Raw genomic sequence first — 22665 nt, 5'->3', positions numbered from 1 at the left:
CGAATCTCTTGCGAGGCCCGACAGACGCTGCGAGCCTTGGCGCTGCCGATTTACGGAGTCAATCGGCGAGCGCGCGGATCGCGTCGTTTTCGTGGATATGCACGCCCGAACCGCCCTGCCTGGCGAGCGCGGCGATCGCCGCGGCGACCGTAGCGCCCGAAATCGAGCGATAGCGGCGGAAGGAGCCGTGAAGCAATGCGTCGGTCAACGGCGCCGCGATCGTCGCAATCCCTTCGCCCAGCCGCTGCGGCCCGGGCCGGTCGCCGCGCAGCAGGCCGGGGCGGATCAGGTCGAGCCGGTCAAAGCCAAGCGCGCGGAGGTCGTCCTCGGTCTCGCCCTTGGTCCGCAGATAGAAATTGCCGCTCTTCGCCGCGGCGCCGACCGAACTCACCGTAATCATGTGCGGGGTGCCGCCTGCCCTGGCCCCGCGCGCGGCAGCGAGCACGAGGTCGTGGTCGACCGCGCGAAAGGCGGCTTGCGACCCCGCTTGCCGGATTGTCGTCCCGAGACAGGAGATGAGGACGGCGGGCTTTTCGGCGGCGATAGTCTCGGTCCAGCGTTCGGACGGCGCGACCAGTGGCTTGTGCTGCGCCGCCAGCCCTTCGACTTCGCGGCGTGCAAGCACGGTGACGGGATTGGAACCGAAACGTTCGATCACCGCGCGCCCGATCAGCCCCGTCGCGCCGACGATCAGCGCGTCAGGCATGCGCCAGCGCCTGTGGCACCGCACCGCGGCCGAAGATTTCAGCATAGCGGTCGATGGCGAAACGGTCGGTCATGCCGGCGATATAATCACCGATATGCCGGTTTGTCGCGCATTCTTCATGCGGAAGGCGCCCCGACCAGTCCGCGCCCATCAGGCGCGGATCGGCGGCATAGGCGGCGAAGAGATCGCCGACGACCTGGTTTGCTGCCTCGGCGGCGGCGACCTGTTCGGGGTGATGATAGAGGTTGGCGTACATGAAACGCTTGAGATCGCGCTCCTGCGCCGCAAGTTCGGACGAAAAGCCGCCGAGCGCGCGGCCCGCGGCGCGAACCTCCTCGACGCTCCCCACCCCCGCTTCGGTCACATTCGTCTCGGTCGCCGCGATCACATCGTTGACCATCACGCCGATCTGGTCGCGGACGAGTTCGCGGAGCAAGCGGTCGCGCGGCGCGCCCGGGAAACGCTCCTCGACCGCGCGGTAATTGGCGGCGACGAAGGGCTGTTCCATCAGCTGGTCGAGGTCAAGCAGCCCGGCGCGGAGGCCATCGTCGATATCGTGATTGTCATAGGCGATGTCGTCGGCGACCGCCGCGATCTGCGCTTCGAGGCTGGCATGGCTGCCAAGATCGAGTCCAAAATCGCGGTCGATTTCGGCGAGCGCCCAGCCGGGGTTTGCCACCGGCCCGTTATGCTTGGCGAGCCCTTCGAGCGTCTCCCATGTCAGGTTAAGGCCGTCGAAAAGCGGATAGGGACATTCGAGCCGCGCGAGCGTGCGCAGCGTGTGGCCGTTGTGGTCGAAGCCGCCATGCGCCGCCATCGCGGCCTTCAGCGCGTCCTCGCCCGCATGGCCGAAGGGCGGATGACCAATATCGTGCGCAAGGCACAATGCCTCGGTCAGATCCTCGTTGAGCCCGAGAGCGCGCGCGATGCCGCGGCCGATCTGCGCGACCTCGATGCTGTGAGTCAGGCGGACGCGGTAATGGTCGCCGTCGGGCGCAACGAACACCTGTGTCTTGTGACGCAGGCGGCGAAAGGCGATCGAGTGGATGATGCGGTCGCGGTCACGCTGGAAGTCGTCGCGCGGGCCGCGCACGACGCGGCCGAGCTCGGCATGAAGGCGCCCGCGGCTAGATGCGGGATCGCTGGCGCAATTGCCTATGCTCACTTGACCGGATCGACGGACTGGCCCGCCTCGCTGTTGAACAGGAAACCGTCGCCGCCAGCCTTCTTGTGGTCGGCGAGCCAATCCTGCGCCGCCTTGCGGTCCTTGAACGGGCCGACGAGCAGACGGCGGGTCTTGCCCCATTCGGTCGTCGCGCCCGATTTGCCCTTGAATACGGCCGGGCTTTTCTTGGCGAATTTGCCGAAATCGGTCGCGAGCGCCTTCGCATTCGCACCGGTCGCGACCTGGACCCAGATGCGCGCCGGATTGGCCTTCTTCTCGGCCGCTTCTTCCTTGGCTTTCGCGTCGGCTTCTGCCTTCAATTTCGCGGCAGCACTGTCTTTTTCGCGTTTCGCCGCCTCGGCCGCCTCAGCCTTCCGCTTGTCTGCCATCAGCCGGGCGAGCGTGTCGGCGCCGACGGCGTTGCCCGACTGCGCCAGTTCTTCGGCCGGGATTTCAATCGATCCGACGATGTCGGCGAGCGAGGCGAGCGGCGCCGCCGAAACGGATGCTGGTGTGGCGGCTGCCACGTTCACCGCCGGCGACGAGGCAGGCGCAACGGCTTCGGTCGCGGCGGGCGGCACCGGAGTCGACACTGCCCCCGTCGAACGGCCCATGTCGGCGATCGAAAAGCCCGGGCCGACCGGGCCCTTGCCGGGATCGACGGCCACGCCGATCGGATCGGGCGCCGAGGCGGCGGGTATCGAAGCGGGTGGCGGGACAGGGCTGACCGCCTGCGTCGGGGCCGGGCTCGGAGACGGGGCTGGTGCTTCGATTGGCTTGCGAATAGCCTGCTCAGACGGCGAACGCAGCACCGGGGCATTCGAGGCGGACGGACCGGGCGATGTCGACGCCGCGGCGGGCGTTGCGGCGACCAGCCGGGTGACCGGTTCCGAAACGGGTTTGCGGCCTGACGGCGCGGGCGTCGCCGACATGACGGGGCGCCGCTGGTCGCGCGTTGCCTGACGCTTGCCCGTCGCTGCAGCCGGCGGAGCGGCCGGCGGCGGCGTGGCGGCGGCAACCTGCACCGGCTTGCGCTTTGGTCCCAATTGCCCGTTCGGGAAGCGCCCGAAATGGGCCGCGGCCGCCTGTTGCGCGGGATTGAGCCGGTCCATCTGGGTCAGATAGGGCATGATGTTCTGCGCCATTGCGGGCGGCATCGTCGCGTTGACGATGTCGGTCGCTTCCTTGTCGCGCCCGTTCATCGCGAGGATCATCGCGCGCAGGCGCCATGCGCCGCGATCCTGCGCCCGCAATTGCGGCGTCAGCAACGCTATCGCGCGATCGGCATCGCCGCTGATCCCGAGCGACAGCGCATAGCGCCGCGTCAGTTCGTCATTGGGCGCGATCGACAGCGCGAGCTGGTAATCGCGCTGCGCCGCATCCTGCTGCCCGAGCAGGTCGCGCGCGAGGCCGCGGTCGGCGAGGAACAGCCGTTCGGGCGCGCCCATCAGCTGCGCTTCACCGAAATAATCGAGCGCACGCGTCGGGTTTTCCATATGGACCATCGCCGAACCCAGCGCGGCCTTGACCGCTCCGTCGCGCGGACTCGCCTGTTCGGCACGGACGAGGAAGCCGACAGCGGCGCGATAATCCTCCAGCTCGATCGACGCACGGCCGGCATTGAGCAGCGCGGACGTGTCGCTGTTGTTCGAGGCGATGCGCGCGAGTGAGGAAGAGAGGAGCGCGCGCGCCGCAGTCCGCTTTTCCATCGCCGCCCTGGTCGCCGGATCGGGCGGAGTCACCTGCGCGTGAACGGACGGCAGCGCGGCCGTCCCAAACAACAGCGCGGCGAGCGCGCCGACGATCCGCCGTGCGCGCGCCGGCTTCGCCGTCAATTTCGCTTGCCGCATGGGCAACTCATCCCGATTTCCGGCCCGCCGTGCCCGGCGGGCGGCCCCTCGATAGCCCCGTTACTGGTTGTTCTGCCGCCCGAGGAAGCGCGGAATATCGACTCCGTCCTCCTTGCCGCCGTCATCGCTTTCGGATGCCGAAGCCCCGCGCGACAGGCGCGACATGCGCTCGAACAAGGTTCCACCACCGACCGACCGTGCGGGCGCTTCGTCCGCCGGCGTCGGATCCGCGGCAGGCGCCGAGCGATATTCGGCGGGCGCTTCGGGCGCGTCGAGCACGAGCTCGTCGGCGGTATCGTCATAGCTCGCGGCGACCTGCGACAATTCCATCGGCTCCTCTTCGGCAGCGGCTGCCGGAGCATCGCGCTCAGCGGTGTCGCCCAGCGAAAAACCGGGGGCCGGATCATTGTCTTCCACCGACGCGGTTTCGGCGAGGGTTTCTTCCTGAACCGCCGGTGCGACGGTCTCTTCGGCCACCGGAGCGGGGGCGGCCGCACGCGCGGGCGCGAAGGAGAAGCTGCGCGTCGCGGGCGATGCCTGCGCCGCCGCTTCGCCGTTGCTGTCGATTCCGGTCGCGACGACCGACACGCGGATCTTGCCGTCGAGGTTATCGTTAAAGGCGCTGCCCCAGATGATGTTGGCGTCGGGATCGACCAGCTCGCGGATATGGTTCGCGGCCTCGTCGACTTCCATCAGGCGCATGTCCTCGCCGCCGGTGATCGAGATGATGACGCCCTTCGCGCCCGCCATCGACACGCCGTCGAGCAGCGGGTTTGCGATCGCTTTCTGCGCGGCTTCGAGTGCACGGCCGTCGCCTTCGGCTTCGCCGGTGCCCATCATCGCCTTGCCCATTTCGCGCATCACGCTGCGCACGTCGGCGAAGTCGAGGTTGATCAGGCCGGGCATGACCATCAGGTCGGTGATGCCGCGAACGCCTTGCTGCAACACTTCATCCGCCATCGTGAAGGCTTCTTTGAAGGTCGTGTTCGGGTTGGCGACGAGGAAGAGATTCTGGTTCGGGATGACGATCAGCGTGTCGACATGGTCCTGCAGCTCGGCGATGCCCGAGTCCGCCGAACGCATGCGGCGCTGGCCTTCGAAGGTGAAGGGCTTGGTCACGACGCCGACGGTCAGGATGCCGCGGTCGCGCGCCGCCTTGGCGATGACGGGCGCCGCACCGGTGCCGGTGCCGCCGCCCATGCCCGCGGCAACGAAGCACATATGCGCGCCGTTCAGCGCCTCTTCGACCTGCGCGATGCTTTCCTCGGCGGCCGCACGGCCGACCTCGGGCCGCGAACCCGCGCCCAGTCCCTGGGTGATCTGCGTCCCCAGCTGGATGCGCCGTTCGGCCGGCGAGGCGTTGAGCGCCTGCGCGTCGGTGTTCGCGACGATGAAATCGACGCCCTCGACGCGTGCCGCGATCATGTTTGCGATGGCATTGCCGCCCGCGCCGCCGACGCCGATCACCGCGATGCGCGGCTTCAGCTCGTCGACCTGCGGCGGGCCAATATTGATGCTCATCAAAAAGTCTCCCTGCAGCGGCGGACAGGTGCCGCTTCCCCAACCTTGCGACCCAGCCGGGCGGTAGTCCGTCCGCCCGGTTTTCTACTACCGCATTGCACTATTGTGACGTGGGAATCACCCAAAAAATTAACCTTTTCGTCGCGACGGGGCCAAAAATTGCCACTGGCGCGTTCGAGGCGTCGAAATGGCGAAGATATCGGCTTCGCGTGGCCGCCGCGGATGGTGATTCCATCCGCAAGGCCGCGTGGAGACGAGATCGAAGCCATTTCGACGTCCCTTCGGGATTTGACCGATTTTGCCCATGGCTGCGTCAGCGAGCCTTGGAATATACTCATATGCCTGCATCTCGCTTCCTTGCCCTGAACAAAATCGCTTCAAACCTCGAACGTGCCAGTGGCAATTTTTGACCCCACCATTCAAAAACTGCTTTTCAGTGCTGCCATAAGACGATGCAGGATCGACGTGCCCGCGGGCTTGTACACATCCTGCGCCATCATCGGCAGATCGCGGAGGTCCACGGGGTCCGATGCGGCATAGAGAACCAGACCTGCGAGCGTCGCGAAAGCGGGGCCACTATGCGCATCGGGCAGTCCGTGCAAGCCGCGCGGTCGCCCGACGCGCGCAGCACGCCCGAGCGCGCTCTGGGTGTAGTCGGCGATGCCTTTCAGGTCGGCGCCGCCGCCGACAAGCACCACCTGACGCCCGATCGGGCCGACGAAATGCAGATCCTTTAACGTCCGGCCGATCTCGCCCATCATCGCGTCGAGGCGCTGGCGGATGACCGACACCAATTGCGCACGCGTTATGCGCGGGGAGTCGCCGTTCGTCGGGGCGCCGGGCTCCAGCTCGATGATCTCGTTATTATCGCGCGGGCTGGCCGACGCCGAGCCGTAGAAGCTCTGCAGCCGCTGCGCCTGGCTACGGCGAATGCCAAAGGCCGAGGCGATGTCGTCGGTGATGTCGCTCGCACCGAAGGGCAGCGACGCCATCTCGACGAGCATGCCGCCGGCATAGAGCGACACGGTGGTCACCGCCGCGCCGAGTTCGACCAGCGCGACGCCAAGGTCGCGTTCCTCATCCGAGAGGCAGGCGAGCCCTGCGGCGATCGGCGAGGCGACGACGGCGTTGACGTCGAGATGCGCCTGACGGACCGCGGCCTCAAGGTTCCGCACCGGCGCGCCGTCGGCCATGATGATATGAATATCGACGCCCAGCCGGTCGGCGTGGAGGCCAATCGGGTTCTTCACGCCGTTGAGCCCGTCAAGCGTGTAGAGCGCGGGCTGCGCGTGCAGGATCATGCGGCCTTCGGGGTCGATGCCGGCGCGGCCCGCGGCGAGCAGGTCGTCGATATCTTCCTGCTCGATCCGGTGGCCGCCGAGTTCGCTTTCGATTGGCGCGACATCGCTCAAAAGCCCGCCAGCCGAAAAGCTGACCCAGACATCGTCGATGTTGAGGCCCGCGATGCGTTCGGCCTGTTCGATCGCCTCGCGTACGATATGCTCGGTCTGTTCCATGTCGGCGACATAGCCGCGCTGGACCCCGCGGCTTTCGCGCTGCCCGGTGCCAAGCACGTGCAGCTGGCCGTCGGCGGTCTGTCCCGCGATCAGCGCGCAGACCTTCCACGACCCGACATCGAGCGCGGTGATGATCTTTTCAATGCGCGGCGGCGCCATGGCTTATCCCTTCTCCGCCGAGGCTTCGGCCACCGCATCGACCGCGGCGCGCGCATCGTCGAGCTTTGCGGGCGCCACCTGCCCTTCGTGCGGCAGGCGCAGCACGAAGCGCGCGGGATCGCGCATGTCGAAGCGCAAGATGCCGCGACCGAGCAAGCGGTTGGCGCCATCCATATGCGCGAATTTGGCGAGCGCGGCCTTTGCCTCGGCCTCGCCTTCGGGAAGCGACAGCGTCTCGCCGCTGCGGAAACGCAGGTCCCAGCGGCGATTGCCGACCCACGTCGCGCCCGCGAGCAATTCCTTGAGGCTGCTCGCCTCGGTCAGCAGCCGGTCGAGATCCTGCGAGCGCTGGTTCGCTTTCGGCCCGATGACGAGCGGCAGGTCGGGCATCGTCGCGACGGTGACGGGTTCGAGTACGACGCCCTTTTCGTCGATCAGCGACAGGCGATTGTTATGCTGCCAGATCGCCGCCGGGGTGCGCTCGACGATGTCGACGACGAGCGTGTCGGGCAGACGCCGCGACACGCGCGCATCCTTGATCCAGCCATAGCGCATCAGGTCGCCGCGCACATCCTCGAGGTCGACCGCGGCCATCGAGCGGTCCTTCTGCGCGAGCGCGATGTCATAAACTTTCAGCCGGTCGATGCGGTCGGCGCCGACGACTTCGACCTTCTTGACCTGGAAGCCGGCGCGGCCGACCGCCTGCGCATATTCCTCGTGAATCTTTGCGGTCACGCCGGTGGCATGCGCGCCGATCGCGACCACCGCACACAGGCTGAGCCCGATCGTCCAGTTCGCGACCTTCTGCAGCCGCTGCGGGCTGATCGGCAGCGCGTTGATGATCGCGTTGAGGCGCGAGGTCTGTACCTTCCGCCGCTTCTTCGGCGCGCGCGCCGGGCGGCGCGGCGGCGCCTTCCCGCGCTTGATCTGTGTCTTGCTCATGATAACGCTTCCCCCACGATGCGTTCGACGAGTTCGGCATAATCCATGCCGACGGCGCGCCCCTGTTCGGGCACGAGGCTCAGCGCCGTCATCCCCGGCTGGGTGTTGACCTCGAGCAGGAAGATGCCCGCGAGGCCATGTTCGTCGTCCCAGCGAAAATCGGAGCGTGAGGCGCCCTTGCAGCCGAGCAGGCGGTGCGATTGCAGCGCCAGATCCTTCATCCGCTGCGCGACATCGGCGGGGACGTCGGCGGGGCAGACATGTTCGGTCAGGCCGTCGGTATATTTGGCGTCATAATCGTAGAAACCCGACTTGACGCGCAGTTCGGTGACCGCGAGCGCCTGATCGGCGAGCACCGCGACGGTAAGTTCGCGGCCCTTGATGAACGGCTCGGCGAGCAGCCGGTCGAATTCCTGCCAGGGGCCGACGGCTTCACGCGCGATCGGGTTGCCATAGTTGCTGTCGTCCTTGACGATCGCGACCCCGACCGACGAGCCTTCGTTGACGGGCTTCAGCACATAGGGGCGCGGCAAGGGGTCGACTGTAAAGAGGCTTTCGCTGTCGACCATCGTCCCCGTCGGCATGGGAATACCATGCGGCACCAGCGCCTGCTTCGTCAATTCCTTGTCGATCGCGATGACCGAGGTGACGAGGCCGCTGTGGGTATATTTGAGGCCCATCAGGTCGAGCATGCCCTGCACGGTGCCGTCCTCACCGGGAACGCCGTGGAGCGCATTGAACACGACATCGGGCTTCGCCTCGGCGAGCCGCAATGCAACGTCGCGGTCCATATCGATACGCGTGACCTTATGGCCGCGGCTTTCGAGCGCGTCGGCAACGCCATTGCCGCTCATCAGCGACACTTCGCGCTCGGCCGACCAGCCGCCCATCAGGACGGCGACATGCCACGGACCCCGGCTCACTTCGCCACTCCCACGCGCTGAATCTCCCATTGCAATTCGATGCCGCTCTTGTCCTTCACGCGGCGGCGGACTTCCTCGCCGAGTGCTTCGATATCGGCGCTCGTCGCATCGCCGGTATTGATCAGGAAATTGGTGTGTTTCTCGCTGACTTGCGCCCCGCCGACGGCAAAACCGCGGCAGCCGGCCTCGTCGACGAGCTGCCACGCCTTGTGGCCGTCGGGGTTCTTGAAGGTCGAGCCGCCGGTTTTCGAGCGCAGCGGCTGCGACGCCTCACGGCTCGCCGAGATGCGGTCCATTTCGGCCTGAATGGCGGCGGGTTCGCCGGGCTGGCCGCGAAAGGTCGCGCCGATGACGACCGCGCCCTCGGGCAATTCGCTGTGGCGATAAGTGTAGCTGAGGTCGGCGAGCGGCAGCGTTTTCTGCTCACCCGAACGCAGCACGACGTCGCAGTCGATCAGGATGTCCTTTACCTCGCCGCCATAGGCGCCGCCGTTCATGCGCACGAAGCCACCGACGGTGCCAGGGATCGAGCGAAGAAATTCCATGCCGGCAATGCCCGCATCGCGCGCGGTCGAGGAAACGAGGATGCCCGACGCGCCACCGCCGCAGCGGAGCGTTGTCGCGTCGATCGCCTCGACCTTCGCGAACGCCTTGCCGAGCCGGATGACGACGCCTGGAAAGCCGCCGTCGCGGACGATGAGGTTCGATCCGAGACCAAGCGCCATCACCGGAACAGCGGGATCGAGGTCGCGCAGGAAGTCAGCGAGATCGTTGGCGTCCTTGGGTTCGAATAGCCAGTCGGCGGGGCCGCCCGACTTGAACCATACGAGCGGCGCCAGCGACGCCTTTGCCGTCAGCTTACCGCGCACGGCTGGAAGGGTTTCGACGGTGCTCATGCCGCCTCCACCGCTGCTGCCAAACCCGCCGCCATCTTGGTGATATCGCCCGCGCCGAGGCAGATGATCTTGTCGCCCGCGCCGAGATCGCCCGCGGCGATGCTCGCGGCGATCGCGGAGGCCAGCGCACCAGCGTCGGCGACGACATTTGCCTGACGATGCCCGCGATCGCGCAGGCCTTCGACCAGCGCATCCGAGGATACGCCGTCGATCGGTGCTTCCCCTGCCGCATAGACGGGCAGCGCGAGCACGATATCGGCGTCGTTAAACGCCTGCTGGAAATCGTCCATATGATCGCGGAGGCGCGTGAAGCGGTGCGGCTGGACGACGCCCACGACGCGGCCCGCGCCGACGCCCTCGCGTGCAGCCGAGAGGACAGCGCGGATTTCGACCGGGTGATGCGCGTAATCGTCGATCACCGTCACAACACCCTCACCTGCGGCGATCTCGCCGACCTTGGTGAAGCGGCGCTTGACCCCGGCAAAGCCGTGGAAGCCCGATACGATCTTGTCGTCCGAAACGCCCATGTGCAGCGCGACGGCGATGGCCGCGAGCGAGTTCTGGACATTGTGTCGCCCCGACATCGGCAAATGAATGCCCTCGATCGTCCGGCTGTTGCCGTCGCGGTCGCGCACGACGACGTCGAAGCGGTTGCCGTCGGGGCCGGGCGTCACATTGGTGCCGCGCACATCCGCTTGGGCAGAAAAGCCATAGGTAATGATCCGGCGGTCGCGGATGCGTGGGATGATTGCCTGCACCTCGGGATGGTCGAGACAGAGCATCGCCGCACCATAGAAAGGCACATTTTCGATGAACTCGACGAACGCATCCTTGATCGCATCGAAGCTGCCATAATGGTCGAGGTGCTCGGGATCGATGTTGGTGACGACCGCAATCGTCCCGTCGAGGCGCAGGAAGCTGCCGTCGCTCTCGTCGGCCTCGACCACCATCCAGTCCGACGCGCCAAGGCGCGCGTTCGAGCCATAATTGTTGATGATGCCGCCGTTGATCACGGTCGGGTCGATGCCGCCCGCGTCGAGCAACGCCGCGACGAGGCTGGTCGTCGTTGTCTTGCCGTGCGTACCGGCAATTGCGACGGTCGATTTCAGCCGCATCAGTTCGGCGAGCATTTCGGCGCGGCGGACGAGCGGGATGCGGCCGGCGAGTGCGGCCTCGACCTCGGGATTGCCGCGCTTGACCGCGGTCGAGGTCACGACGACCGCGACGCCGTCGACGTTCGATGCCTCGTGCCCGATCGCGACCTTGATGCCGCGCTTGCGCAGCCCTTCGATCACATAGCCGTCGGCGATGTCGCTGCCCTGCACCTGATAGCCAAGATTGTGCATCACCTCGGCGATGCCCGACATGCCGATACCGCCGATGCCGATGAAGTGGATGGTGCCGATGTCGGTCGCAACGCCGCGCATCATTTATCTCCCGTGCGGGCCGAGGCCATGCCGGTTGCGGCCGCACGCTGGCCCGAGGACGCCCCGACGCGGATCACGTCCATCATCGGCGGCGCGACGAGCGATTCGACGAGATCGGCAAGGTCGCGCGTCGCATCGGGAAGCCCGCAGCTCGCCGCGCGCTCGGCCGCCGCTTCGAGCGCGCCGGGTTCGAGCGCCATGCGCTGGATATGCTTGGCGACCTCGGCCGGCGTGAAATCGGGCTGCTGAAACGCGATCGCCCCGCCCGCTTCGACGAGGTCGACGACATTATAGGTCTGGTGGTCGTCCATCGCGTGCGGATAGGGCACGAAGATCGCCGGACGGCCGGCGCAGGCGAGTTCGGCGACGGTCGAGGCGCCCGCGCGCGCGATCACCATATGCGCCCAGCGCAGCCGCTCGGGGAAATCCTTGATGTAGGAAGCGCATTCCGCCGCAACGCCCAGCTCGGCATATTTGGCGCGCACCGCTTCGATATCGTCCTCGCGGCACTGCTGGACGACCTGCAACCGGTCGAGTAGCGCGCGTGGCAGCATCGCGATCGCCGCGGGCACGACTTCGCTGAGCACCGTTGCGCCCAGACTTCCCCCGACGACGAGCAGGCGAAAGATGCCATCCTCGGGCAGCGGCGGGAAACCCTCTTCACGGATCGCGATGATCTCGTCGCGCACCGGGTTGCCGGTGATATGTTTCTTCAGCTCATGCCCCTCGGGATAGCGCTGGATATTGTGGTACGCGACCGCCACCGCATCGACGCGCGGCGCCATCATCCGGTTGACGCGGCCGAGCACGGCATTTTGTTCGTGGAGCACGCGTGGCCGCTTCGTCGCGCCGGCGGCGAGCAGGCTGGGGAGCGAGGGATAGCCACCGAAGCCGACAACCACAGCGGGGTCGAACGCGTCGATCAGGTCGATCGCCATGCGGCGGCCCTTGCGGATCGCGAGCGCGGCCTTGAGCCAGCCGACGGGGCCGCCCGACACGCGGCCGGCAGGAAGCACATGCGTTTCCATCTCGGCAGGGGCGCCCGGAATCTTCAGCCCGCGGTCGTCGCTGACCAGCGCAACGCGATGGCCGCGCGAAATCAGTTCGCCCGCGAGGGCGTAGGCGGGCAGCATATGTCCTCCCGTCCCGCCGGCGGCGAGAAGGAAGTGGCGTGTTGCGGTCATTTCTTGTTCCAGTTTCGGGTCATCGACACCCGTGCCGCATAGGGGTTTCGGCGGGTCAGCGACAAGAGCAAACCCATGCCGATCGACAAAGCGATGAAGGACGAGCCGCCATAGCTGATGAACGGCAAGGTCATCCCCTTCGACGGGAAGATTTGCGTGTTCACCGCCATGTTGATCACCGCCTGCCCGCCGAATTGCGCAATCAGGCCCGCGACCGCGAGGATCAGGAAGCTGTCCTCCTCGTCGAGCAGGCGGACGAGGACGCGCACGATGATCGCGAGATAGAGCACCGCGATCGCGATGCACGCGATCATCCCGAACTCCTCGCCGATGACCGAGAAGATATAATCGGTGTGCGCTTCGGGCAGCTGGAACTTGGCAAGACCCGCGCCGGGGCCGGTGCCGATGAGGCCGCCGGCGGTCAGGGTCGCATGCGCCTTGTCGACCTGGAAGCTGTCCCCCTCGGCAAACAGCCAGATGTTGATGCGCTGCTGCGCGACCGGGTAGAAGAAATAGGCGAGCACGAGGCCGACCACTCCCGCTCCCGCCAAACCGGCCAAGATACGCATCGACAGCCCCGCGACCATAACCAGCACCAGCCAGGTCGCGACGAAAATGACCGTCTGCCCGAGGTCGGGCTGGCCCATCAGGAGCAGCGCGATGACGCCGGTGAGCGCGAGCGCGAGCGGCACGACGGGCAGGCTCTGGTCGTGCAGCCGCAGCGACAGCACCCACGCGAGCGACACCGCAAAGAAGGGTTTGAGGAATTCCGACGGCTGAAGGCGGAACACGCCGCTGCCGATCCACCGCTGCGCGCCGTTGACCGACGTGCCGACCAGCGGCACGAGGAAGAGGAGGATGAGGAAGGCGATGGTGCCATAGATGGCGAAGCGCCGCGCCTGCGGCTTGGGCAGCATCGACACCATCAACATCACCGGCACGCCGACGATCACCCACATCAGCTGGCGATAGAAATAATAGAGCGGGTCGAGCGACGCGGTCGAGGTCGACAATTTCTGCGCCGCGACGGGCGAAGCCGCGGCCACGGCGACGAGCCCGACCGCGACGAGGATCGACACGAGCAACAACAGCACGCGGTCGATTTCCCAGAACCACAGGCCGAGCGGCGTGCGGTCGGCGCGGCTGAGGCGCGGGCCGCGGCGTTTCGTGGTGCGCGTGGCGGCGATCACCGGCCTTTCGGTCGCGCTCTCCATATTGTCCCCCCCGCTCATGCCCCGAGCGCCTGAACGGCGGCGCGAAACGCATCGCCGCGCTGCTCATAATCCTTGAACTGGTCGAACGACGCGCACGCCGGCGAGAGCAGAACGATATCGCCCGGCTTTGCCGCCGCCGCCGCGTGGGCGACTGCGGTCGCCATATCGCCCGACAGGTCGACGGGCAGCGCATCGCCGATTTCGGCTGCGAATGGCTCCATCGCCTCGCCGATCAGATAGGCGCGTTTGACGTGACCGAACCAGGGACGGCACGCCGCGAGCCCGTCGCCCTTGGCCTTGCCGCCCGCAATCCAGTGCAAACGCTGGTCCGGCGCTGGCGGGAAAGCCGCCAGCGCCGGTGCAGCGGAAGCCGCATTGGTAGCCTTGCTGTCATTGAACCAGCTGACCCCCCCGACTTCGCCGACCAATTCCATACGATGCGGCAGCGACTTGTAGGTCGCGAGGCCGCGTTCGATCTGTTCGTCGTTCATCCCCAGCACGCGGCATACCGCGATCGCGCACACGGCGTTCTGAGCGTTATGCGGACCCTGCAATGCGGGCCAGCGCGCCTGGTCGACCGGGTCGACATCCTTTGCCGACACGCGATGGAGGCGGTGATTGATCCGGCTTGCGATCATCTTCGACGGATCGTCGTCGACCGCGACGATCGCGACCTGATCGCGGTGCTGGAGGCCGAAGAGCCGCGCCTTCGACGCCGTATAGCCCGCGAAGCCGTCGTAGCGGTCGAGATGATCGGGGCTGAGGTTGGTGAGCACCGCGATGTCGCACGCGAGGCTGTGCGACAGGTCGATCTGGTAACTCGACAGTTCGAGGACGTAGACCCCGCCCTCGGCAAGCGGGTCGCGGCTCAGGATCGGCAGGCCGATATTGCCGCCCATCAGCGAGGGCACCCCGGCGCTTTCGAGCATATGCTGGATCAGCGCGGTGACAGTCGACTTACCGTTGGTGCCGGTGATGCCGACGACCTTGTGCGCAGGCAGTTCGTCACGCGCCTCGGCAAAAAGCTCGATGTCGCCGATCACGGGGACATGCGCCTCACGCGCGTGCGCGGTGATCGGGTGGCGGTTGAGCGGCACGCCGGGCGACACGACGACACCGGCAAAGCCGATCAGGTCGATCTCGAGCGGATTGCCGATATCGGCCCCCAAGGCCATCGCATCGTCGCGCGCTTCCTCGCGGTCGTCCCACGCGGTCACACCCGCGCCGCTGGCGACGAGCGCCTCGACGGTCGCCAGACCCGAGCGCGCCAGTCCCAGCACCGCATAGCGGCGGCCGGCAAAGGCGCGCGAGGAGATCACCGGAGTTTCAAGGTCGCGAGTCCCGCGAGCGCGAGGACGATCGAGACGATCCAGAAACGGATAACGACGGTAGATTCGGGCCACCCCAATTGTTCGAAATGATGATGGATCGGCGCCATGCGGAAGACGCGCTTGCCCGTCCTTTTGTACCAGAAGACCTGGATGATCACCGACAGCGCCTCGACCACGAACAGCCCGCCGACGAGGACGAGGACAAGCTCGTGCTGCGCGGTCACTGCGATCGTCGCGAGCGCGCCGCCGAGCGCGAGGCTGCCGGTATCGCCCATGAACACCGCCGCGGGGGGCGCGTTGAACCACAGGAAGGCAAGGCAGGCGCCGATGATCGCCGCGGCAAAGACCGCCAGTTCGCCCGCCCCGGGGACGTGCGGAATGCCGAGATAGCCCGCGAACTTCACGTTGCCCGAGAGGTAAACGATGACGAGGAAGGTCAGGCTGGCGATGATCACGGGAAAGGTCGCGAGGCCGTCGAGCCCGTCGGTCAAGTTCACCGCATTGCCGAAACCGACGATCAATATCATCGCAAAGACATAATAGAGCGGCCCGAGCGGGATGACGATTCCGCTGAAGAAGGGCAGATACAGGTCGGTGCCGGTGCGCGAGACGATCAGCAGCACCGCGACCGCGGCGATGGCGAATTCGATCAGCAGCCGCACCCGACCCGGAATCCCGCGATGGCTGGCCTTGGTTACCTTGTCGAAATCGTCGAGAAAGCCGACGACCGCGAAACCCGCGGTGACGAACAAACAAGCCCAGACGAAACGGTTCGAAAGGTCCATCCACAAAAGCGCGGAGATCATCAGCGAAATGAGGATCATCAGCCCGCCCATCGTCGGCGTGCCCTTTTTGGCGAGGTGGCTCTGCGGGCCGTCGTCACGGATCGGCTGCCCCTTGCCCTGCCGCATCCGCAGCATCAGGATGAAGCGCGGACCGATCCACAGCCCGAGGATCATTGCGGTCGCGACCGCGGCCCCCGAGCGGAAGCTCAGATAGCGAATGAGGTTGAGAGCCCCCGGAAAGCCAAGCCATTCCGCCAGCCAATAAAGCATCAATAATCCCCGTTGGTCAGCGCCGTCACGACATGCGACAGCCCGACGCTATTCGACCCCTTGACCAGCACGGCGTCGCCCGGACGGATCAGGTCCTTCAGCCGCCCTACCGCGGCCGAGTGGGCGGGCACATGCTCGAAATCGATGCGTCCCTCAAGCGCTTTGGCGAGCGGCGCCATCTCTTCGCCGACTAGCAGGGCGAATTGCACTCCCGCCGCGACGAGCGGAGCCGCGAGATCGGCGTGATACGCCTCCCCGCCCGGCCCGAGCTCCTTCATCGCGCCGAGAATCGCGATCTTGCGGTCGGCGGATTCGGTGCCGAACTGGTTGACCGTCGCGGCCATCGAGGCCGGGTTGGCGTTATAGCTTTCGTCGATGACGAGGATATGGCCGCCCGGCACTGCGACGCGGTGGCGCGCGCCGCGACCGGTGAGGCCGCCCATCTCGGCAAAGGCAAGGCCCGCTGCGGGAAGGTCGCCGCCGACCGCCTTGACCGCTGCAAGCACGGCGAGCGAATTGGCGACCCAATGCGCGCCGGCCTGCGCGATGGTGAAGCAGAGGAGCGAATCCTGGACCTGCGCGGTGACGAGTGAGCCGCCCCGCCCGTCCGAAAGCCAGTCGACCGCGCGGACGTCGGCCCCTTCGTTCAGACCGAAGCTGACGACGTGCGCCGCGTGCTGTTCCGCCTTGGCGCGCAGCCTTGCATAATGCGGACTGTCGAACGGGACGATCGCGGTGCCGCCGGGTTCTAGTCCTTCGAAAATCTCACCCTTCGCGTCGGCGATCGCCTCTTCGCTGCCGAAATATTCCATATGCGCGGGGGCGATGGTGGTGACGATCGCGACGTGCGGGCGCACCATGCGCGTCAATTCGGCAAGCTCGCCCGCATGGTTCATCCCCATTTCGAACACACCGAAATCGGCGGTCGAGGGCATGCGCGCGAGGCTCAATGGCACGCCGACATGGTTGTTGTAGCTTTTGACCGAGCGGTGCGCCTTGCCCGGACGAAAGCGGTCGAGCGCAGCGAACAGCGCTTCCTTCGTCCCCGTCTTGCCCGCCGAGCCGGTGACACCGATGATCCGGCCATGGCTGCGCCCGCGCGACGCGATGCCGAGCGCATTCAGCGCCTCGGCGCTGTCGGCGACGCGAACGTGTGGGTGATCGATCACGGTTTCGCAGACGATGCCCGCGGCGCCCGCCGCGATCGCCTTGTCGATGAACTTGTGGCCGTCGGTCGCCTCACCTTTCATCGCGACGAAGAGGTCGCCCTTCGTCACCTCGCGCGAGTCAAAGGCGACGCCCTGCACGGTGAAGTCGGCGCTCGCTTCGCCGCCGGTGGCGGCTGCGATGGCGCGCGCGGTCCAGAGCGGGTTCATGCCGCCTCCTCGCGCGCAACGGTCACATCGTCGAAGGGAATGACCCGCATGTCATCGCCGCGGCCGACGATCTGGCCCTGTTCGTGACCTTTGCCCGCGATGCAGACGATGTCGTCGGTGCGCGCTTCGGCGATGGCGGCGGCAATCGCGGCGCGGCGGTCGCCGATGACCAGCGCTGCGGGTGCAGCGGCAGCGATTGCGCCCCGAATGATGGCGGGGTCTTCGCCGCGCGGATTGTCGTCGGTGATGATCAGCACGTCGGCGTTGGCTGCGGCGGTCTTGCCCATTTCGGGGCGCTTCGCCTGGTCACGGTCGCCGCCGGCGCCGAAAACGAGGATCAGGCGGCCGGTCGCGTGCGGGCGCAGCGCGTCGAGCGCGGCTTCGATCGCGTCGGGCGTATGCGCATAATCGACATAGACGGGCGCGCCGGTCCGCGTGATCGCCGCGCGTTCGAGGCGGCCGCGCACGGGCTGGAGCCGCGCGAGATTGTTCAGCGTCTGCGCCGCGTCACCGCCGGTCGCGATCACGAGTCCCGCGGATACGAGCGCGTTCGCGACCTGATAGGCGCCGATCAACGGCAGATCGACCTTTTGGGTGAGGTCGCCCGCCGCGATGACGAGCGACTGGCCGAGTTGGGTCGGCTCGCGCGAAACGAGGCGGAGCGTTTCGCCCTTCGTGCCGACGGTCAGCAGGCGGACGCCGCGCGCGGTCACCGCATCGATCACTTCGGCCGAATAGGCGTCATCGGCCCAGATCACCGCCGCGCCGTCTTTCACCACCACTTCGTCAAAAAGCCGCATCTTGGCGGCGAGATAGGCCTCCATCGTGCCGTGATAGTCGAGATGATCGTGGCTGAGATTGGTGAAGGCGGCCGCCTTCACCGACAGGCCTTCGGTCCGATACTGGTCGAGCCCATGGCTCGACGCTTCGAAGGCGGCGTGGGTGATGCCTTCGGCGGCGAGACCCGACATGTTCGAAAGGAAGGTGACGATATCGGGCGTCGTGAGCCCCGTCGATGCGCTGTCCATCGAGGTCGTGATGCCCAGCGTGCCGATCGACGCGGCGTTGAACCCGGCCATCCGCCACAGCTGGCGCGTCATTTCGACGGTCGAGGTCTTGCCGTTCGTGCCCGTCACCGCGACGCAGGTCGCGGGAAAGCGGTGAAAGAAGCGCGCCGCGATATGCGCGAAGGCGCGGCGCGGGTTGGCGTCGGCGATATGCACCGCGCCCACGACCCGCGCTTCGGGACGCGCAACGATCGCGACCGCGCCCGCTTCGACCGCGGCGGCAATGAAATCCTCGCCGTTGAATTTTTCACCGACGAAGGCGCCGAAAATCGTCCCCGGCGCGACTTTGCGATGATCGATCGCAAGCCCCGTAACGACGGGATCGCTGCCCCCCAGCGCCTGATCTTCGAGCAGCGCGGCGAGACGCATCAGTGCGTTTCCTCGTTTCTCCGCAGCAAGGGGATGAGTTCGGAGACATCGACGTCGCGGCTTTCGTCGGGGAAGACACCCAGCATCGGCCCCGCGCGGGTCACGACCTTGCGCACCACGGGCGCTGCGGTCCAGCCTGCGGTGCGCTGTCCCGAACTATACGCGTTACCCTTCGGCTCGTCGATCATCACGATCACCACATAGCGCGGATTGTCCATCGGGAAAGCCGCCGAGAAGGTCGAGACGAGCGAATGGCGACGATAGCCGCCCGCGCCCGGCTTTTCTGCCGAACCGGTCTTGCCCCCGACACGAAAGCCCGGCGCGTTCGCCTGCTTGCCGGTGCCGTCGGAAACGATGAGGCGGAGGAGCTGGCGCATCCGCGCGCTGGTCGCCGCCTTGAACACGCGGCGGCCCTGCGGCGGCGCCTTGTCGCCGAGCTTCATCAGCGTCGCGGGGCGATAGATGCCGCCGTTGACGAGCGCGGCATAGGCGCTCGCGAGATGCATCGGGGTCACCGCGATGCCGTGGCCATAGCTGGTCGTCATCGTGGTCACGCGGCCCCAGTCCTTCGGCCACAGCGGGAAAGCCCGTTCCTTGAGGTCGATCTGCGGGCGCTTGTCGAAATCGAGGTTGCGGAAGAGCCGTTCCAGATTTTCGCGCCCGAGTTCGTCGGCGATACGCGCGGTGGCGATGTTCGAGCTCTCGATCAGCGTCTCGGGCACATTGTACCAGCGGCCGGGATGGCTGTCGCGGATGCGGAAACCTGCGATCGGCAACGGCGCCGACGCGTCGTAGCGGCGTGCCATACTAGTGATCGTGCCGTCGTCGATCGCGGCCGCAATCGACAGCGGCTTGAAGGTCGAACCGAGCTCGTAGAGATTATAGGTCACCGCGTTGCGGCGCGTCGCCGGGTCGCTGCCGGTCAGCTTGTTCGGGTTGAAGGTCGGCAGCGAGGTCATCGCGGCGACTTCGCCCGTGTGGACGTCGAGGATGATCCCCGCGCCGCCAATCGCCTCGAGGTTCGCCACCGCCGAGCTCAGCTCGCTTTCGAGCACGCCCTGCACGCGCGCGTCGATCGACAGCGCGAGCGGCTGGCCGCGCGTCGCCTTGTCGATCAGCCGCTGGTCGAACGCGCCCTCGACGCCGGTGACGCCGTGCCCCTCGGCATTGGTGAAGCCGAGCACATGTGCGGCGAGCGTCAACTGAGGATAGAGGCGTTCCTTTTCGCGCGGGAAGTCGAAGCCGACGTCGCCGATCGCATTCACCGCCGCCACCTGGTCCGGCAGCGCGCGGCGGCGAATATAGGTCGGGCGCGAGCCGCTAACCTTTGCGAGCAATTCCTCGCGCGGCATATCGGGGAAAATCTTGTGGAGCTCGTCGGCGAGATATTGCCGGTTGTTGAGCAGCTTCGACGGGACGACGCGGATCGAATAGCCGTCGATCGTGCGTGCAAGCGGCACGCCGTTGCGGTCGACGATGTCGGCGCGCGCCGGAACGAAGGCGGTCGCCGCGTGGGCGCTCGACGAGGTATCGAACAGCGCGAAATAGAGCAGCCGCACCGACACAACGAAAAATGCCGCCATGAACAGCAGCATCAGGATCATCAAACGCTGTTGCGCGGTCAGCAATATCTGCTGCCGCACTCCGGCGGTTCGGACCCTCGTTGGACGGACGACCAGCGTGTTCATCGGCCGGACTTGCCTCCTGCCGCTTCGACCGCCGCGGCACGCTTGAGATCGGCGAGTGTCGATTCGGCGAGCAACTGGTCCTCGATCATCTTCAATTGTTCGCGGCGGCGCGTCGGCGCCATCCGCGGCGTCACGTCGCTGCGGATGGCGGTGTCGGCCTGTGCGAGCACGACGGGCTTGGCAGTGACGGGCTTCACGGCGGTGATCTTGCCGGCGACCGGGCTTTCTTTCGGCGCACTGACGGCGGGCGTGCCGACGGGCGACACCATCGCCATCAGTACCGGCGCGACCTCGTTGGCGCCGCGGGCGCGCGGCAGGCGGTCGAGCGACGCAAGCTGGCGCTCGCTCGCCAGATATTGCCCCGCATCGGGTGCCGAATAGCCAAAGGTGTCGGCGTTCCACTGTTCGAGCTGGCGCATCGAGGCGCGCACCGCGAGTTCGGACTCGAGGTAGCGGATGTTGTCGCGCGTGCGGTCGATCTGCTTTTCGATGCGCGTCAGTTCGCTGCGCGTCGCCGCGACTTTGAGCGACACGGGATAGAGCATCATCGCGAAGATGAGCACGAGCAGGACCAGGCCGATCCCCTGGAGCTTGCGGGCCGCCATCAGCATGACATCGCCTCCTTGATCGTCGAATGGGCCGGAGCGGATGTCCGGATCGCACTGCGCAGCGTCGCCGAACGCGCGCGCGGGTTGCGCGCCTCTTCGGCCTTGCCCGGGCGCACCTTGCGCGCCGGGGTTTCGAAAGTTGCGGCCCGCGCCAGAGGGAGCGGCGCGGGCCGGTGGCGCGAACCCGCGGCATCGCCACCGCTACGTTCGCGCAGGAAGTTCTTCACAATGCGGTCCTCGGTGCTGTGGAAGCTGACGACGGCGAGCCGTCCGCCGGGACGCAGCAGGCGCTCGGCGGCGTTGAGGCCCGCGATCAGCTCGTCGAGCTCGCCGTTCACATGGATGCGGATCGCCTGAAAGCTCTTGGTCGAGGGATCCTTGGGCGCGCCGGGCGGATGGCGCAGCGCCTTGCGGATCACCGTCGCCAGCTCGCCGGTGCGGGTGAGCGGACGCGCCGCGACGATCGCGCGCGCGACGCGGCGCGACTGGCGTTCGTCGCCATAATGGAAGAGCACGTCGGCGATGACATGCTCGTCGGCGCTGTTCAGCCAGTCGGCGGCGCTTTCGCCCTCCTGCGCCATGCGCATGTCGAGCGGGCCGTCCTTCTGGAACGAAAAGCCGCGCTCACCCTGGTCGAGCTGCATCGACGACACGCCGATGTCGAACGTGATGCCGTCGACCGCGTCGATCCCGCGTTCGGCAAGCAGCCGGTCGATCTCGCCGAAGCGGCCGTGGATCAAAGTCAGCTTGCCGCCGGCTTCCTCGACGAGCGCCTGCCCGTCGGCAATCGCGTCAGGGTCGCGGTCGCAGGCGATGACGTCGGCGCCCGCAACGAGCATCGCACGCGTGTAGCCGCCGGCGCCGAAGGTCGCGTCGACGTGGCGCTCGCCCGGGGCGATGGCAAGTGCGGCGAGGACTTCTTCACGGAGGACCGGATCGTGGCGGGGGTCCCGAGGGAGTTCGGGGGGAAGGTCGGTCACTTGCGCCCCTTCCCTTTGGTCGCGTCCCATGAAGCGGCGAGGCGCTGCAACACCGGGTCCGCCTCGGCGCATTCGGCCAAGGCCGGCAACCACCAGATTTCGAGGCGGCGACCCGAGCCCACAAAAGCCGTCGCGCCGGCATCGCCGACGCGGTCGCGGTGGATAAAGCTGGGAAGGAAGCGACCGCTGTCGTCGAGCGTGTATGGCTCGGTGTAGCTGAAGCGCTTCTTGAACTCGGCATCTTCGTCGAAGTCGAGGTTGCGCAGCCGCGCGGTTTCGCGGTCGCGTTCGATCTCGCCGTTCAGCCGGTCATATTGATCCTGGCCATAGGCGACGAGGCAGGGCAGCTTTTCGTGGAAACCGACCCAAAGCACGCGCTGGCCGTCCGCAATGAGGGGCACATTGTTGCGGAATTGTGAGGGGACGGCGATGCGCCCCTTGCCATCGATCGCGGCAAAGCTGGTGCCCGCATACTGGCCGGGCGTCACAATCGCCATCGCTCTGCCCCCCGTATCGCGCCACCGGGCAAAACTTCCCCGTCTCCGAAATCGCATGATTCCAGCTGGTTCGGCACGGGTGGAGAATGCCCCTCTCCGATTCCTGAGTATCAACTATAGATCGGGGTGAAAAGGGGTAATTTAGGGTGAAATAGGGAATCTGACCCCCATTTGCCGCAAAAAGACCTCC

The 22665-nt window shown here is 66.7% G+C and carries 20 protein-coding genes; 1 reads left to right on the top strand and 19 read right to left on the bottom strand.

Annotation, left to right across the window (positions count from 1 at the left end; all coding sequences use genetic code 11):
* Positions 1-58 precede the first annotated feature (58 nt).
* From ATE70_RS00540 to ftsZ, 4 genes are read right to left on the bottom strand one after another with little or no spacing between them, the layout of a single operon-like run.
* The gene (locus ATE70_RS00540) at positions 59-706 is read right to left on the bottom strand and encodes an NAD-dependent epimerase/dehydratase family protein (protein WP_058536024.1); all 648 of its coding nucleotides are present in this window, start codon (positions 704-706) and stop codon (positions 59-61) included.
* Entirely contained in the window at positions 699-1871 is a 1173-nt protein-coding gene (locus ATE70_RS00535) for a deoxyguanosinetriphosphate triphosphohydrolase (protein ID WP_058536023.1), read from the bottom strand. The genes ATE70_RS00540 and ATE70_RS00535 overlap by 8 nt, the downstream gene beginning before the upstream one ends.
* Positions 1868-3721, bottom strand: a complete 1854-nt coding sequence (locus tag ATE70_RS00530) for an SPOR domain-containing protein (protein WP_058536022.1) — start codon at positions 3719-3721, stop codon at positions 1868-1870. The genes ATE70_RS00535 and ATE70_RS00530 overlap by 4 nt, the downstream gene beginning before the upstream one ends.
* A gap of 60 nt (positions 3722-3781) precedes the next feature.
* Complete coding sequence (gene ftsZ / locus ATE70_RS00525; protein WP_058536021.1) at positions 3782-5242, bottom strand: cell division protein FtsZ; 1461 nt, start codon at positions 5240-5242, stop codon at positions 3782-3784.
* A 110-nt stretch (positions 5243-5352) separates the two neighbouring features.
* Here ftsZ and ATE70_RS25055 point away from each other — a divergent pair, with 110 nt between their 5' ends.
* Entirely contained in the window at positions 5353-5652 is a 300-nt protein-coding gene (locus ATE70_RS25055) for a hypothetical protein (protein WP_156420149.1), read from the top strand.
* Positions 5653-5661: 9 nt separating this feature from the next.
* Here the strand turns inward: ATE70_RS25055 and ftsA are convergent, their stop codons facing one another.
* From ftsA to ATE70_RS00450, 15 genes are read right to left on the bottom strand one after another with little or no spacing between them, the layout of a single operon-like run.
* On the bottom strand, positions 5662-6918 hold the full coding sequence (gene ftsA / locus ATE70_RS00520; protein ID WP_058536020.1) for a cell division protein FtsA: 1257 nt from the start codon (positions 6916-6918) through the stop codon (positions 5662-5664).
* A 3-nt stretch (positions 6919-6921) separates the two neighbouring features.
* Positions 6922-7860, bottom strand: coding sequence for a cell division protein FtsQ/DivIB (locus ATE70_RS00515; protein ID WP_058536019.1), 939 nt, complete (start codon positions 7858-7860; stop codon positions 6922-6924).
* Entirely contained in the window at positions 7857-8783 is a 927-nt protein-coding gene (locus ATE70_RS00510) for a D-alanine--D-alanine ligase (RefSeq protein WP_058536018.1), read from the bottom strand. Before ATE70_RS00510 ends, ATE70_RS00515 begins: the two co-directional genes overlap by 4 nt.
* On the bottom strand, positions 8780-9679 hold the full coding sequence (gene murB, locus ATE70_RS00505; protein WP_058536017.1) for a UDP-N-acetylmuramate dehydrogenase: 900 nt from the start codon (positions 9677-9679) through the stop codon (positions 8780-8782). Before murB ends, ATE70_RS00510 begins: the two co-directional genes overlap by 4 nt.
* Positions 9676-11106, bottom strand: a complete 1431-nt coding sequence (gene murC / locus ATE70_RS00500; RefSeq protein WP_058536016.1) for a UDP-N-acetylmuramate--L-alanine ligase — start codon at positions 11104-11106, stop codon at positions 9676-9678. Before murC ends, murB begins: the two co-directional genes overlap by 4 nt.
* Complete coding sequence (gene murG / locus ATE70_RS00495; RefSeq protein WP_058536015.1) at positions 11106-12290, bottom strand: undecaprenyldiphospho-muramoylpentapeptide beta-N-acetylglucosaminyltransferase; 1185 nt, start codon at positions 12288-12290, stop codon at positions 11106-11108. Before murG ends, murC begins: the two co-directional genes overlap by 1 nt.
* Complete coding sequence (locus ATE70_RS00490; RefSeq protein ID WP_197411343.1) at positions 12287-13522, bottom strand: FtsW/RodA/SpoVE family cell cycle protein; 1236 nt, start codon at positions 13520-13522, stop codon at positions 12287-12289. Before ATE70_RS00490 ends, murG begins: the two co-directional genes overlap by 4 nt.
* The gene (murD, locus tag ATE70_RS00485) at positions 13519-14823 is read right to left on the bottom strand and encodes a UDP-N-acetylmuramoyl-L-alanine--D-glutamate ligase (protein WP_058536014.1); all 1305 of its coding nucleotides are present in this window, start codon (positions 14821-14823) and stop codon (positions 13519-13521) included. Before murD ends, ATE70_RS00490 begins: the two co-directional genes overlap by 4 nt.
* Positions 14820-15890: a phospho-N-acetylmuramoyl-pentapeptide-transferase gene (gene mraY, locus ATE70_RS00480; RefSeq protein ID WP_058536013.1), complete on the bottom strand. Its 1071-nt coding sequence runs from the start codon at positions 15888-15890 to the stop codon at positions 14820-14822. The genes murD and mraY overlap by 4 nt, the downstream gene beginning before the upstream one ends.
* A complete protein-coding gene (locus tag ATE70_RS00475; protein WP_058536012.1) occupies positions 15890-17266 on the bottom strand; it encodes a UDP-N-acetylmuramoyl-tripeptide--D-alanyl-D-alanine ligase in 1377 nt (458 codons plus the stop codon). Before ATE70_RS00475 ends, mraY begins: the two co-directional genes overlap by 1 nt.
* Positions 17263-18702, bottom strand: coding sequence for a UDP-N-acetylmuramoyl-L-alanyl-D-glutamate--2,6-diaminopimelate ligase (locus ATE70_RS00470; protein ID WP_058536011.1), 1440 nt, complete (start codon positions 18700-18702; stop codon positions 17263-17265). Before ATE70_RS00470 ends, ATE70_RS00475 begins: the two co-directional genes overlap by 4 nt.
* Positions 18702-20390 carry a peptidoglycan D,D-transpeptidase FtsI family protein gene (locus ATE70_RS00465; protein ID WP_058536010.1) on the bottom strand — a complete coding sequence of 563 codons (1689 nt, stop codon included), beginning with the start codon at positions 20388-20390 and terminating at the stop codon, positions 18702-18704. The genes ATE70_RS00470 and ATE70_RS00465 overlap by 1 nt, the downstream gene beginning before the upstream one ends.
* A complete protein-coding gene (locus ATE70_RS00460) occupies positions 20387-21001 on the bottom strand; it encodes a hypothetical protein (protein WP_058536009.1) in 615 nt (204 codons plus the stop codon). Before ATE70_RS00460 ends, ATE70_RS00465 begins: the two co-directional genes overlap by 4 nt.
* Positions 20995-21978, bottom strand: coding sequence for a 16S rRNA (cytosine(1402)-N(4))-methyltransferase RsmH (gene rsmH / locus ATE70_RS00455; RefSeq protein WP_058536008.1), 984 nt, complete (start codon positions 21976-21978; stop codon positions 20995-20997). Before rsmH ends, ATE70_RS00460 begins: the two co-directional genes overlap by 7 nt.
* On the bottom strand, positions 21975-22475 hold the full coding sequence (locus ATE70_RS00450; protein WP_058536007.1) for a division/cell wall cluster transcriptional repressor MraZ: 501 nt from the start codon (positions 22473-22475) through the stop codon (positions 21975-21977). The genes rsmH and ATE70_RS00450 overlap by 4 nt, the downstream gene beginning before the upstream one ends.
* Positions 22476-22665: the final 190 nt, after the last annotated feature.

This window comes from Sphingopyxis sp. H053 (assembly GCF_001468225.1).
Lineage (GTDB): Bacteria > Pseudomonadota > Alphaproteobacteria > Sphingomonadales > Sphingomonadaceae > Sphingopyxis.
The sequence above is the reverse complement of the archived record's forward strand: the minus strand, read 5'-3'. Positions and strand labels throughout refer to the sequence as shown.

Excerpts from the sequence above, each read along its gene's own strand:
- ATE70_RS00540 (WP_058536024.1), bottom strand. The coding sequence starts at position 706 with ATGCCTGACGCGCTGATCGTCGGCGCGACGGGGCTGATCGGGCGCGCG.
- ATE70_RS00470 (WP_058536011.1), bottom strand. The coding sequence starts at position 18,702 with ATGCGTCTCGCCGCGCTGCTCGAAGATCAGGCGCTGGGGGGCAGCGAT.
- ATE70_RS00515 (WP_058536019.1), bottom strand. The coding sequence starts at position 7,860 with ATGAGCAAGACACAGATCAAGCGCGGGAAGGCGCCGCCGCGCCGCCCG.
- murC (WP_058536016.1), bottom strand. The coding sequence starts at position 11,106 with ATGCGCGGCGTTGCGACCGACATCGGCACCATCCACTTCATCGGCATC.
- ATE70_RS00490 (WP_197411343.1), bottom strand. The coding sequence starts at position 13,522 with ATGAGCGGGGGGGACAATATGGAGAGCGCGACCGAAAGGCCGGTGATC.
- ftsZ (WP_058536021.1), bottom strand. The coding sequence starts at position 5,242 with ATGAGCATCAATATTGGCCCGCCGCAGGTCGACGAGCTGAAGCCGCGC.
- murG (WP_058536015.1), bottom strand. The coding sequence starts at position 12,290 with ATGACCGCAACACGCCACTTCCTTCTCGCCGCCGGCGGGACGGGAGGA.
- mraY (WP_058536013.1), bottom strand. The coding sequence starts at position 15,890 with ATGCTTTATTGGCTGGCGGAATGGCTTGGCTTTCCGGGGGCTCTCAAC.
- ATE70_RS00465 (WP_058536010.1), bottom strand. The coding sequence starts at position 20,390 with ATGAACACGCTGGTCGTCCGTCCAACGAGGGTCCGAACCGCCGGAGTG.
- ftsA (WP_058536020.1), bottom strand. The coding sequence starts at position 6,918 with ATGGCGCCGCCGCGCATTGAAAAGATCATCACCGCGCTCGATGTCGGG.
- ATE70_RS00475 (WP_058536012.1), bottom strand. The coding sequence starts at position 17,266 with ATGAACCCGCTCTGGACCGCGCGCGCCATCGCAGCCGCCACCGGCGGC.
- ATE70_RS00460 (WP_058536009.1), bottom strand. The coding sequence starts at position 21,001 with ATGCTGATGGCGGCCCGCAAGCTCCAGGGGATCGGCCTGGTCCTGCTC.
- murB (WP_058536017.1), bottom strand. The coding sequence starts at position 9,679 with ATGAGCACCGTCGAAACCCTTCCAGCCGTGCGCGGTAAGCTGACGGCA.
- ATE70_RS00530 (WP_058536022.1), bottom strand. The coding sequence starts at position 3,721 with ATGCGGCAAGCGAAATTGACGGCGAAGCCGGCGCGCGCACGGCGGATC.
- ATE70_RS00450 (WP_058536007.1), bottom strand. The coding sequence starts at position 22,475 with ATGGCGATTGTGACGCCCGGCCAGTATGCGGGCACCAGCTTTGCCGCG.